The following is a 12,425-nucleotide window of genomic DNA, read 5'->3' on the forward strand; positions in this document are numbered from 1 at the left end:
ATTCATGGCCTGTTGCGCGCCCGTAGCTCAGCTGGATAGAGCACCAGACTACGAATCTGGGGGTCAGAGGTTCGAATCCTTTCGGGCGCGCCATTAATTCAATAACAAATCGATAGCTTGGGCATTTTGGCAGGGCTACAAATGGGTAGCTAGCAACGAAATCAGCCACGCGTGTGMTTCTGCCAGCATCGGCCCTTCGCCCGCCCATAAGTGAAATGTAAGCCCACGTCAGGCAGCCTCATGGTCACTCCCGCAAGGGAGGATTCCTTGAACTCATGATGAGGAGCACTTCCATGGCGCACCCTGTACGCAATCATGTGCCTGCCACGATCATGCTTGTGGTCGCGACCGCTATCGCCATCCCAGCACTTTGGCTCACGCCCAGCGAAACGATGGCTCAATCCGCAGAGGTTTCTCGACACTGCGTCCAGAGCCTGACGAAACCTAAAGCCCAGACCGCGTGCTATGACACCTTCACAGATGCCATACGGGCGGCGACCGGCGGCCAGATCACCGATGCGCCGGCCGATGTACGGACGGCGGTGAACGATCAGCGCCTCCTGGAGAGATTGAGGCCCACTGGTGAAACGAAAAACGATGACATCCAGCCAAGAGGCGTGGAGCGCGTCATTGCCATTCTGCATTCTGGCGCCAATTTCGGAGGCAGCTCTTTGACGTACAGCGCCGATGGTGACTGCACCGGGTCGCTCTTCGACATAGATTTTGCAGAACCATATGTTGGCGATGAGTGGAATGACGAGGCAGAATCAATCAAAACCTTCGCCAATTGTCGTACGAGGCTCTTTGAGCATCGCGACTTCACGGGCGCAATGATCGACTTTGCTGGCGACCGGACCGACTTTGGAATTCTGGCGGACAAGGTGAGCTCGCTTCAGTGGTCCTAGAGCAAAACGCCGCCAAAGTTGAAGATTTTGAGCGATTTGGCGCGAAACTGTTCGGCGAAGTGATCCCACTTCGCCGGGCCGCCGCACTCGTTGCAAGGTGATTGCCTGTCCGCCCAACTGACGTCAGCCTAACTCCCGGGACGCCGCATTGACGATATAAGATAAGCCGCTGCAAGCGTCATGGCGGCGACCGCTATTCCGGTGCTGATCACGCCGGCTGGCGTTATTCTGGCACTGCCTTGCAAGGTAATGTTCTTCCCCACGCGCAGATCGAAAGTGGATTTGATTTCCTCAGGGTGTGAGGGGACTGCTATCGGAGGGTCTTCTTGGATAGCTGTCATTTTGAAGCTCCGTTGCACATGTGCTGCGGCTGAACCGGTCGACGCCTCTGACCAAGAGACTGGCGTCGACCGAGCTGTTTAGGCCCTATTCTCCGTAGGGGATCCAGACATTCTTGACCTGTGTCGCGTGACGAAGTACGTCGCGGTCACCTTCGGGGCCAACGATCCAGACCTTTTTCAGATTGCCGACAGACGCTTTTTCTACCGGGGCGATGCCTTCGACAGGGCCGTCATACCAAAGCGCGTCGACTTCATTGTGCTGCGCCAGAACCTGCGCCAAATCCAGCGTATTGCCGGTCACGATGTTCACCACGCCGGCCGGCAGGTCGGATGTGTCGAATACCTGATAGAGATCGGTGGCCGACAGCGGGTGCGTCTCGCTTGGAATGACGACCACGCGATTACCCGTGGCAAGCGCTGGCGCGACCAGCGCAAGCAATCCAGCCAATGGACGCTCATTCGGGCAGACAATGCCAACGACGCCGTTGGGTTCGTTCATTGCCAGCACCGCGCCATGGATCGGCACGGAATGCACAGCACCGTCATATTTGTCGGCCCATGCTGCATAGGTGAACAGGATGTCGAGCGCCTCGTCCAGTTCGGCGGCACCGTCGTCCCCGCCGGTCATCGCCGCGATCCTGGCTTCGAATTCCTGGCGGCGGGCGGCCAGGTTTTCCGCGACGAAATAGAGGATCTGCGCCTTGTTGTAGCCCGACACGCTGGCCCAGCTGCTGGCCTTTTGCGCGGCCTCCACGGCATTGCGGATATCCTTGCGGCCACCCAGACCGACATGGCCGAGCAAGGAGCCTTCAGCTGCGGTGACCTCCATGGAGTACCCGCCATCGGGCCGCGCCTGCTTGCCGCCGATATACAGTTTGGGCGTGCGATCGACGCCCTCGACCGCCTGGACCTTGTTTTTCTTGGCTGGCTTTTGTGCTGCTTTTGCGGGAGCGATGGGCTTGAGGTAGGAGAACAGCCCCTCGCGTCCGCCTTCGCGGCCATAACCGGATTCCTTGACACCACCGAAGCCGGCGGCCGCATCGAACAGATTGGCCGAATTGATCCACACCACGCCGGCCTTCAACTTCGGCGCCATGTCGAGTGCGAGGTTGACGTTTTCGGTCCACACGCTCGCCGCAAGCCCATAGCGGGTGTGATTGGCGATCTCGACTGCCTCGCCGGGAGTCCTGAACGTCATCGCCACCAGGACAGGACCAAATATCTCTTCTTGCGCGAGCAGATGAGATGTCTCGACATTGGTCAAAAGCGTGGGCGGGTAGAAATAGCCGGTATCGGGCAGATCGCAGGGCGCCTGGATGAGTTCAGCCCCCTCGCTGATCCCGGTTTGCACCAGCTCGCGAACACGCTCCAATTGTTCGGCTGAAACTATGGGGCCCATGTCGACGGATTTGTCCAACGGGTCGCCGACACGCAAGGTGCGCAGGCGCGCGGCAAGCTTGCCATACAGCTTTTCGGCAATGCCTTCCTGGGCCAGCAGGCGGGAGCCAGCGCAACAAACCTGACCCTGGTTGAACCAGATCGAATCCACGATCCCTTCAACGGCGCTGTCCAGATCGGCATCGTCGAACACGACGAACGGAGACTTGCCGCCGAGCTCGAGCGTCAGGCTCTTGCCGCTGCCGGCGGTGCGCTGGCGGATGAGCTTGCCGACTGCCGTAGACCCGGTGAAAGCGATCTTGTTGACGTCAGGATGGTCGACAAGTGCTGCACCCGTTGCGCCATCGCCGGTGATGATGTTGACGACGCCGTCAGGCAGTCCCGCTTCCTGGCAGATCTTGGCAAACAGCAGCGCCGTGAGCGGGGTCTGCTCGGCCGGCTTCAACACCACCGTGTTGCCCATCGCGATCGCGGGCGCCACTTTCCATGCCAGCATCAAAAGCGGGAAGTTCCAGGGGATGACCTGCCCGGCAACGCCAAGCGGCTCATAATTGGCGAACTCCTTCGCCTGAAGCGAGGCCCAGCCGGCGTGATAGTAGAAATGCCGCACGGCGAGCGGGATATCGATGTCGCGGCTTTCGCGGATCGTCTTGCCATTGTCCATGCTCTCAAGCACGGCAAAGAGCCGCGCGTGCTTTTGCAGGTGGCGGGCCAGCGCGTAGAGGAAGCGGGCACGCTCGCTTCCCTTCAGTGCTGCCCAGGCCGGCTGGGCGCGTCTCGCCGCTTTGACGGCCGCATCGACATCGCCGTCGCCGGCAAGCGCGATCTCGGCCAGCGTCTCGCCAGTGGCCGGGGAGGACGTCTTGAAGGTAGAGCCGGACAGGGGCGCCGAAAAGGCGCCATTGATGAACAGGCCAAACCGGCGGTCGTGGGAGTTCAGCCAGGCCAGAGCTTCGGTCTTGCTCTCGGGTGCCGGGCCGTATTCCATCGTTTCGTAGATCTCTCTTACGTTCATTGCCTTCATGCCCCTTTAGACAAGCGGGTGGCGGAAAGAGGCGGAATATGCGCCGGTGACATGATGCTCGAGCTGGCGTTCGATGTCGCCAAGCAGGCTCGATGCCCCAAACCGAAACAGGTCTGGTTCCATCCAGCGGCGCCCCAGCTCTTCCTTCATCAGGATCAGATAGGAAAGCGCGTCCTTGGCCGTGCTGACACCGCCGGCCGGTTTGTAGCCGACAAAATGGCCGGTTCGCTCATGATAGTCGCGAATGGCGCGTACCATGATGAGCGATACCGGCAGCGTCGCGTTCACCGCCTCTTTTCCGGTCGAGGTCTTGATGAAATCCGAGCCCGCCATCATCGCAACGAGAGACGCCTTGTAGACGTTGCGCAGTGTCTTCAATTCGCCCGTGGCGAGAATGGACTTCATATGCGCATCGCCACAGGCTTTGCGAAATGCTGAAATCTCGTCGTACAGTGCCGCCCAGTTCTGGGTGAGCACATGGCGGCGCGAGATCACGATGTCGATTTCGCTGGCGCCTGCTGCAACGGACGCCTCGATCTCCTTCAGCCTGAGCGCGAGCGGTGAAAGACCTGCCGGAAAGCCGGTGGAAACCGCAGCGACAGGGATGCCGCTGCCGCTGAGGAAGCGTTTCGCCGGCTCGACCATCTCGTGATAGACGCAGACCGCGCCTGTCGTCAGGTTCATTCCGGACATGCCGAGCGCTTCAAGGATATCGGCGCGTATCGGGCGCTTTGCCTTTTCGCAAAGGCGCCGAACCCGCCCCTCTGTGTCGTCGCCCGACAAGGTGGTCAGGTCGATGCATGACACGGCTCGCAACAGCCAGGCCGCCTGATAATCCTTCTTGGCGGTGCGCCTCGCAACGAGGCTCTTGGTCCGGCGCTCGATTGCCGAGGTATTCGCCCGCACGGCCTCGACCCAATCGAGATCAAGTGCCATCCCGGGATTGCGCGGCAGATTGTGCCCAATGGGAGCAGAAGGGATCATCCCTTCGCCAATTTCAGGCATGGACATCCACGTTCCCCTTCCAATCGATACTGTTGCTTTGCATGTTCGTCTTGATGCCAAGATGCGTCGCGATCGTCGCGCCGATATCGGCAAACCCTCTGAGCCCGACCGATCCCGGTTTTGCGCCCGGCCCGGCGATCAGGATGGGTGTTCTTTCCCTGGTATGGTCTGTTCCTGGCCAGGTCGGGTCGTTGCCGTGGTCGGCGGTCAGGACGAGCAGGTCGCCTGGACCCAGCTCGCGCAGGATCGAGGGAATGAGGCCGTCGACGATCTCCAGCGCGTTGGCGTAGCCGGCGACGTCGCGGCGGTGTCCGAATTCGCTGTCAAACTCGACGATGTTCGAAAACACGAGCCCGCCAGGCGGCAGATCGCGCATCGCCTGGAGCGTCGCATCGACAGTGCCTTCGATGCCTGTCGCCTTTCGCGATTCCGATATGCCCCGGCCAGCAAAAATGTCGCTGATCTTGCCAACGCCGGTCACGTGTCGGCCCGCCGCCACCAGTTCGTCGAGCAGGGTCTGGTCGAAGGGAGGCATCGAGAAGTCGCGTCGGTTGGGGCTGCGGACGAAGGCATTTTCTTCGCCGACAAATGGCCGGGCAATGACGCGGCCGACCACCAGCGGGTCGACCAGATCACGCGTCAGCGCGCAAAGCGCGTAAAGCCGGTTGAGGCCAAAATGGGTTTCGTGCCCAGCGATCTGGATGACCGAGTCCGCGGAAGTGTAGAAAATGGGCTTGCCGGTGGCGACGTGTTCGGCGCCGAATTCCTCGATGACCTGTGTGCCCGACGCATGTTTGTTGCCGATCACGCCCGGCAAGCCGAAGCGCGTGACGATGTCGTCGATCAGGCTGTCGGGAAAGGTCGGGACCTGGTTCGGAAAATAGTGGAAGTCCTTGCTGACAGGTGTTCCAGAAATCTCCCAATGGCCAGATGTCGTATCCTTGCCTTTGGAGCTTTCTACCCCCACGCCCCATGTGCCGGTTGCCGGCTCGCTGGCGATAGCCTCGCCTGCAGCCAGTCGCAATGCGTTGAACAAACCCAGGCTGCCCAGGTTGGGCAGCATCAGCGGCCCACGGCGAATGCCTTCGATATCGGCCTTGCCCTGGTTGGCTGCCTCGATGATGTGGCCCAAGGTGTTGGACCCGTTGTCGCCGTAAAGGACTGCGTCGTCGGCACCGCCGATCCCGACGGAATCCAATACGATCAAAATGGCTCGGTTGTTCGTCATGACACCAATTTTCGGCTATCGAAGCTCTTGAGCACGCGTGTTGCAAGAGCTTCGTCGATGACGAGCTCGTTGATGTATCCGCTGCGCAGCACGCCGAGCGTTGCCTTCGCCTTGGTCTCTCCGCAAACGATGGCGATGCATCGCCGATCCGACACTTCCGCGGGAGATATCCCGACAGCCTTGTCGGCGAGTTCAACCGGAACCAGCCGTCCGTTGATGTCGAAGAACCGGCCCATCAGATCACCCACCGCGTCGGTGGCAACCAGTGCTTCGTACTCGGCTTCGGTGATGACCTGATTTGCACACAAATGGTCTTCGCGGCCAAGCGAGCCTATGCCGACGACAAACAGATCCGATGCGCGGGCCTTGTCCAACAATTGCTGAACGCTAGGCTGGGACAGGAAAACGTTCTTTTCCTCCACGCTGTTGGCGAGGTAGGGAACCGGCAGGAAGTACATGTCTCCGCGAACGTTTCTGGCAAGAACCTGAACCGGGTCCATTCTGTTGGAGGCGAGCGACCGGGTCAGAGAGCCGGAAATCGACACCGCCTCCAGGTCCGGCCGCTCGATCGTAACCACCTCGGCAAAAGTGCAAGCCAAGGTTCTGCCCATGCCGATGCCGATGCGCTTGATCGATGCATCTGACAGCACTGAGGTCAGGTAGGCCGCTGCGATCTTGCTGACGGGTTGAAGAACGTCTTCGAACCGGCGCGACGACGCGGCATCGACCGGCACGACGACGCAGTTGTCGAGCCCAAACTCAGCGCAGAGCGCCATCTCGAGTTCGATGCATTCGCTCGGCCGCCGGCTGACCGAGACCTGCACGATCCGCTCGCGCTGCGCCTGGGCGATAAGGCGGTTTATGCTGGGCTGAGACATGTTCAGTGCTTTTGCGATCTCAGCCTGGCTTTTGCCCCCGACAAAATACATCCAGGCAGCCTTGACCACATTGTACTGGTGCCAGTCGCTGGATGTTTCTTTCATTCTTGTCTCCCTTGGCCAATGCAAACGGCGATGCCGTAAGCTACTTATAGGCCACGCAGAAAGCCACGGATAAGCTTTTCGAGCTTCATCGCGCCGATGGGCGCGCTGGCCTTGGTGTGCTCGTGGCTGATGTGTTCGGTGCCTAGGCCCGCGGCCATGTTGGTGATGACCGACACGGCACAGCACTTCATGCCGAGGAACCTGGCCAGGATGACTTCGGGAACGGTGGACATGCCAACGGCATCGGCGCCCAGGATTTTCAGCGCGCGAATTTCTGCCGGTGTCTCGAAGTTCGGGCCCGAGTACCAGGAATAGACGCCTTCCTTCAGCGCGATCCCTTCGGCGGCTGCAATTTCCATCAGCCTTTTGCGGCTCGCGGGATCGTAGGCGTCGACGAGATTGACAAACCGCTTGTCGGTCGGCTCGCCGATGAGCGGGCTGCGGCCCGAGAAGTTGATGTGGTCCGAAATCAGCATCAGTTCGCCCGGAGGAATGTCGGTCGAGAACGACCCGCAGGCATTCGTCGCAAACAGCTGTTCGGCACCCAGGGCAGCAAGGACTTCKAGGGGAACGCGCATCGCGTCAGCCTGGCCCTTTTCATAAAAATGCGCGCGTCCGCCAAAGACCGCGACATCGACGCCTTCAAGCTTGCCGATGACAAGCTTGGCGGTGTGGCCGGACACGCTGGCATGGGGGAAGCCGGGCAGGTCGGTATAGTCGATGGCGATGCCGTCAACGGCCTCGGTCAGATGTCCCAGGCCCGATCCGAGGATGAAGCCGATACGAACCTTGGGATTGCCGCAGCGGGCATTGATGACCTTCAGAGACTCTTCAGTGCTCATTTCAACGTTCCTTTGTGTAGGGGATACCGCCCGCAGCGGGCGGTGTTGCTTTTCCGACGAACCCGGCAAGGATTACGATCGTCAAAATGTAGGGAAGCGAGCTTTCAAGGAACTCGACCAATGCGGCGAGCACGCGGCTGTCGAAGTGTACGTTTCCATGAATCTGATAACCCACGGCCTCGACAAAGCCGAACAGCAGGCATGCGCCGAGGGCGGGGTATGGGCGCCACTTCGCAAAGATCAACGCGGCAAGGGCGATGAAACCGCGGTTCGCCGTCATTCCGTCCGTGTAGCCGGCGGCCTGGGCGGTGGAAAGATAAGTGCCGGCGACACCGCAGAGCACGCCGCCGATCAGGACGGCCGAATAGCGAAGCCTGGTGACACTGATGCCGGCCRTATCCACAGCGCTCGGTGCATCACCCACAGCCCTTAACCGCAGGCCGTAACGTGTCCGGTACAAGATCCACCAGGTCAATGGAACCAGCGCAAGCGCCAGGTAGACGATCACGCTCTGGCCGGAGATCACCTGCTGGTAAACGCCGCCCAACTGATTGTGGAAAGGCAACTCGATGCCCAGGAAGCGTTGGTCGGCATTGAGGCCAGGCGTTTGACCACCCGTTCCGAATATCGTTTGCGCCAGCAAATAGGCGATGCCGAGCGCCAGCATGTTGATGGCGACACCCGAAATCAGCTGGTTGCCGCGCAGTGTGATCGATGCGAAGCCATGGATGAGCGCAAACCCCGAAGATGCCAGCACGGCAACGAGAAGTGCTATCCAGATGTTGCCGACAAGCGCTGCTGTCGCCGCGGACGCAAAGGCAGCGATCAGCATTTTGCCGTCCAGACCGATATCGACAATGCCGGAACGTTCGGAGTACAGCCCCGCCAGACACGCCAGCAGGATTGGCGTCGCCACGCGTAGCGTCGCACCAAGAATTTGAATGATGATATCGACGTCCATAATCACGACTTCCGCGAGAATTGGGCGAATGCAAACAGGCGGGTGAGCGGGATGCGGACAAGGTTTTCCATCGCGCCGACAAACAGGATGATCAACGCCTGGATGATGACGATCATCTTCGCGGGGATCGCCGGCATCTCGAACGCCAGTTCCGCGCCACCTTGGTAAAGCGCGCCGAACAAAAGCGCGGCCAGGGCAACACCGAAGGGATGGGAGCGTCCCATCAGCGCGACCGCTATTCCGGTGAAACCCGCGCCTTCGACAAATCCAAGCACCAGTGCGTGCTGCTGCCCCAGGACGGAATTGGTGGCCATCAATCCGGCCAGCCCGCCTGAGATCAGCATGACAAGCATGACGATGCGGAAGCTGGATATCCCGGCGTAGTCGGTGGCTTTCTCGCTATGGCCGAAGGCGCGGATCTCGTAGCCGAAATGGGTTCGCCACAGCAGCAGCCAAACCAGGACGCAAGCCAGCAGTGCAACGAAGAACATGATGTTGCCCTCCATGCGCTGTACTTCAAAGCCAAACCAGGCCAGCACTTCATCGATACGCGGCAGGTGAGCGGCGTCGTCGAAGGTACGGGATTGGGGAGCGGACGCGCCGATGGGCTTAAGGATGTTGCTGAGAAGCRCAACCAGCAAGCCCGCCGCGATGTAGTTGAACATGATCGTGGTGATGACGATGTGGCTGCCGCGGCGAACCTGCAGATAAGCGGGTATCGCAGCCCATGCCGCACCAAAGGCGAACGCAACCAGAATTCCCGCTGGCAGCACGATAAGCCAATGGGTCTGGTCGAGCGAAAGTCCCACAAGCCCGGCACCGATCCCGGCAAAGATCGCCTGGCCTTCACCGCCGATGTTGAACTGCGCGGCGTGGAAAGCAACTGCAACCGCCAGGCCGGTGAGAAGGAAATTGGTGAAATAAAAGAGGGTGAAACCGAGATTGTAGCTGTTGCCGAATGCGCCTGTGGCCATCACGCGAACGGCCTTCAGCGGGTCTTCTCCGATCGCCAGCACGACGAGGCCCGACACGACGAGCGCCAGACACACGCTCAGCAGCGGAACCAGAAACACATCAGCCCATTTTGGCAGCTGGGGCATGGGAGCTCTCCCTTTGGTTCACGCCAGCCATGAGCAGGCCAAGGTCGTTTTCATCGGTGTCGTCAACGGATCGTTCACCCGATATGCGGCCATCGAACATCACGATCACCCGATCCGACAGGCCGAGAATCTCGTCCAGCTCGACCGAAACCAGCAGGATCGCCTTGCCCTGCTCGCGCAGCGAAATGATCTCGCGATGAATGTATTCGATGGCGCCGATATCCACCCCTCGCGTCGGTTGACCGATCAGCAGCAGGTCGGGGTTTTGTCCGATCTCGCGTGCCAGGACGATCTTTTGCTGGTTTCCGCCCGACAGATTGGCGGTTTTCAGGAATGGATCGTCTGGCCGAACGTCGAACGCTTCGATCAGCGCACGCGCGGCCTGTTTCATCTTGCTGGGGCGCGAGAACAGCCCCTTTGTGAATGCAGGCTTGCGGTGATAGCCGAAGCTTGCATTCTCCCAAACGCTGAATGGCATGACCAGCCCGTGGCGGTGCCGGTCCTCGGGAACATGGCCGATCCGTTTCTGGCGCTTTTCAGCCGCGCGGCCGCCGCGCGAGACGTCGAGGATCGCACCGTTCAGCCGGACCTCGCCGCTTGTCGCCGGGCGCATCCCGCACAAGATCTCCAGCAGTTCGGATTGGCCGTTGCCGGCTACGCCTGCCACGCCAAGGATCTCGCCAGCACGAATATTGAAGGAGACGGACTYCAGCCGCTCGACGCCGTCTTTTGCGACCGTCAGATCATGGACGGAAAGTACATCCTTGCCGGGCTTTGCCGCGGGCTTGAGCACTTTCAATTCGACGGAGCGCCCAACCATCAGTTCGGCAAGCTTCGTCACGCTCATGTCGGCGGTCGGATGTGTCGCGGTCATTTCGCCACGCCGCATGACGCTGACCGTATCGGTGATCGCCATGATCTCGCGCAGCTTGTGCGTGATGAACACGATCGTTTTGCCTTGCGCCTTGAGGCCCTGCAGAATCCGAAACAGATGGTCGGCTTCCGCCGGCGTCAGGACACCCGTCGGCTCGTCGAGGATCAAGATCTCGGCCTGGCGATAAAGCGCCTTGAGGATCTCGACCCTTTGCTGCAACCCGACAGAAAGATCGCCCGCCACCGCATCTGGATCGACTTCGAGACCGTACTCGCTGGCCAATTCCTTCAAGATCCGCCGCGCCTTGCTGTAGGAATGCTGCAAGCGCACGCCGTCTTCGGCGCCCAAAATGATGTTTTCCAGCACCGTGAACGGCTTCACCAGCATGAAATGCTGATGAACCATGCCAATTCCGGCCGCGATCGCATCGTTGGAGTGGCGGATTGCCACTCGTTTGCCGTTGACCTGTATCTCGCCCTTGTCGGCTTGGTAGAAGCCATACAGGATCGACATCAACGTCGATTTGCCGGCGCCGTTTTCACCTACGATTCCGTGAATTGTCCCTTTGGCCACCGTCATCGAGATGTTCTTGTTCGCGTGAACAGAACCGAACGATTTGGATATGCCAATGAGCTCAATCGCGGGGGAGACCGAAACGGTCTCCCCTGTCTCGTTGCTGACCATCTGACGGCCTCAAATTTTAGAGCGGGCAGGTGTCGTCAGTGCGGTAGTCGTGCACCTTGGTCTCGCCGGAGACGATCCGGCTTTTGGCCGCTGCGACAGCCGCAGCCATCTCGGGCGAGATGAGAGCCTTGTTGTTGTCGTCCACGGCAATGTCGACGCCGTCCTGGGCCAGGCCGAGCGATTGAAGGCCGGGCGTGAAGGCGTCTTTCTGAACGTCCATCATGGCCTGATATACGGCGACATCGACGCGCTTGAGCATCGAAGTCAGCACCTTTCCGGGATGCAGATGGTTCTGGTTCTTGTCGACGCCAATGCCAAGCGCGCCGGCATCCGCAGCCGCCTGCAGCACGCCAATGCCCGTTCCGCCAGCGGCATGGTAGACCACGTCGGCGCCACGGCCGATCTGCGACTTGGCCAGCTCGCCGCCCTTCACAGGGTCGCGCCAGGCAGCGCCGGTGGTTCCGGTCATGTTCTCAAGCACCTCGATGTCGGCCTTGGTCGCTTTGGCGCCCTGCTTGTAGCCGCAGGCGAAGGCGCGGATCATCGGAATATCCATCCCGCCGACAAAGCCAACCTTGTTTGATTTCGAGGCCATGGCGGCCATGAGGCCCACCAGATAGGAGCCTTCCTGCTCCTTGAACGTCACCGACCGCACGTTGGGAAGGTCGACAACGGAATCGATGAGCACGAACTTCGTATCAGGGTATTCCGGCGCAGCCGCCTTTACCGCCGGTCCCCACGAGAAGCCGGTGACGACCACCGGATTGTGCCCTTGCTGGGCGAAGCGCCGCAAGGACTGTTCTCTCTGCGCATCCGACTGCAGCTCGAATTCGCGGTAGGCAATGCCGGTTTCCTGGCGAAACCTTTCGGCTCCAACAGACGACGCCTCGTTGAACGATTTGTCATATTTGCCACCCAGGTCGAAAATGACCGCCGGGTTGGCATCGGCCAGGGCCGCGGACACGGCTCCAAGCATTGAGCTGGCTACGACGACGGCGCGCACAAAATTCATGATGTCCTCTCCAAACAAGGGCTCCCGACCCTTGGTTGATAATAATGCACACTATGAATTATTATTCA

The 12,425-nt window shown here is 60.1% G+C and carries 10 protein-coding genes and 1 tRNA gene; 2 read left to right on the forward strand and 9 right to left on the reverse strand.

The window, feature by feature from the left end; all coding sequences use genetic code 11:
- The first annotated feature begins 16 nt into the window (after nucleotides 1–16).
- Together AC1DWF_RS08810 and AC1DWF_RS08815 are read left to right on the forward strand one after the other, a co-directional pair.
- Nucleotides 17–93, forward strand: a tRNA-Arg gene (locus AC1DWF_RS08810).
- A gap of 200 nt (nucleotides 94–293) precedes the next feature.
- The gene (locus tag AC1DWF_RS08815; RefSeq protein WP_476787962.1) at nucleotides 294–905 is read left to right on the forward strand and encodes a hypothetical protein; all 612 of its coding nucleotides are present in this window, start codon (nucleotides 294–296) and stop codon (nucleotides 903–905) included.
- Between the two features lie 426 nt (nucleotides 906–1,331).
- On the opposite strand, the gene AC1DWF_RS08820 is transcribed toward AC1DWF_RS08815, so the two are convergent.
- The 9 genes from AC1DWF_RS08820 to AC1DWF_RS08860 are packed head-to-tail and all read right to left on the reverse strand — an operon-like array spanning nucleotide 1,332 to nucleotide 12,357.
- On the reverse strand, nucleotides 1,332–3,659 hold the full coding sequence (locus AC1DWF_RS08820; protein WP_476804392.1) for an aldehyde dehydrogenase family protein: 2,328 nt from the start codon (nucleotides 3,657–3,659) through the stop codon (nucleotides 1,332–1,334).
- A gap of 15 nt (nucleotides 3,660–3,674) precedes the next feature.
- Complete coding sequence (deoC, locus tag AC1DWF_RS08825) at nucleotides 3,675–4,673, reverse strand: deoxyribose-phosphate aldolase (protein WP_476787984.1); 999 nt, start codon at nucleotides 4,671–4,673, stop codon at nucleotides 3,675–3,677.
- Nucleotides 4,666–5,901 carry a phosphopentomutase gene (locus AC1DWF_RS08830; protein ID WP_476787095.1) on the reverse strand — a complete coding sequence of 412 codons (1,236 nt, stop codon included), beginning with the start codon at nucleotides 5,899–5,901 and terminating at the stop codon, nucleotides 4,666–4,668. The genes deoC and AC1DWF_RS08830 overlap by 8 nt, the downstream gene beginning before the upstream one ends.
- A complete protein-coding gene (locus AC1DWF_RS08835; RefSeq protein WP_476787964.1) occupies nucleotides 5,898–6,884 on the reverse strand; it encodes a sugar-binding transcriptional regulator in 987 nt (328 codons plus the stop codon). Before AC1DWF_RS08835 ends, AC1DWF_RS08830 begins: the two co-directional genes overlap by 4 nt.
- A gap of 44 nt (nucleotides 6,885–6,928) precedes the next feature.
- Nucleotides 6,929–7,726: a purine-nucleoside phosphorylase gene (locus tag AC1DWF_RS08840; protein WP_476783660.1), complete on the reverse strand. Its 798-nt coding sequence runs from the start codon at nucleotides 7,724–7,726 to the stop codon at nucleotides 6,929–6,931.
- 1 nt (nucleotide 7,727) lies between these two features.
- Nucleotides 7,728–8,687 (reverse strand): ABC transporter permease, encoded by a 960-nt coding sequence (locus AC1DWF_RS08845; RefSeq protein WP_476841608.1) that lies wholly within the window; start codon nucleotides 8,685–8,687, stop codon nucleotides 7,728–7,730.
- A 2-nt stretch (nucleotides 8,688–8,689) separates the two neighbouring features.
- Nucleotides 8,690–9,787 carry an ABC transporter permease gene (locus AC1DWF_RS08850; protein WP_476841609.1) on the reverse strand — a complete coding sequence of 366 codons (1,098 nt, stop codon included), beginning with the start codon at nucleotides 9,785–9,787 and terminating at the stop codon, nucleotides 8,690–8,692.
- Nucleotides 9,762–11,345 carry an ABC transporter ATP-binding protein gene (locus AC1DWF_RS08855; protein WP_476841610.1) on the reverse strand — a complete coding sequence of 528 codons (1,584 nt, stop codon included), beginning with the start codon at nucleotides 11,343–11,345 and terminating at the stop codon, nucleotides 9,762–9,764. Before AC1DWF_RS08855 ends, AC1DWF_RS08850 begins: the two co-directional genes overlap by 26 nt.
- A 16-nt stretch (nucleotides 11,346–11,361) precedes the next feature.
- Entirely contained in the window at nucleotides 11,362–12,357 is a 996-nt protein-coding gene (locus AC1DWF_RS08860) for a BMP family lipoprotein (RefSeq protein WP_476783656.1), read from the reverse strand.
- Nucleotides 12,358–12,425 lie beyond the last annotated feature (68 nt).

The sequence above is a fragment of the Aminobacter sp. P4_D5 genome (assembly GCF_056401815.1).

Bases quoted from the DNA above. Each gene is read 5' to 3' on its own strand.
- AC1DWF_RS08815 (WP_476787962.1), top strand. From the start codon at position 294: ATGGCGCACCCTGTACGCAATCATGTGCCTGCCACGATCATGCTTGTG.
- AC1DWF_RS08820 (WP_476804392.1), bottom strand. From the start codon at position 3,659: ATGAACGTAAGAGAGATCTACGAAACGATGGAATACGGCCCGGCACCC.
- deoC (WP_476787984.1), bottom strand. From the start codon at position 4,673: ATGCCTGAAATTGGCGAAGGGATGATCCCTTCTGCTCCCATTGGGCAC.
- AC1DWF_RS08830 (WP_476787095.1), bottom strand. From the start codon at position 5,901: ATGACGAACAACCGAGCCATTTTGATCGTATTGGATTCCGTCGGGATC.
- AC1DWF_RS08835 (WP_476787964.1), bottom strand. From the start codon at position 6,884: ATGAAAGAAACATCCAGCGACTGGCACCAGTACAATGTGGTCAAGGCT.
- AC1DWF_RS08860 (WP_476783656.1), bottom strand. From the start codon at position 12,357: ATGAATTTTGTGCGCGCCGTCGTCGTAGCCAGCTCAATGCTTGGAGCC.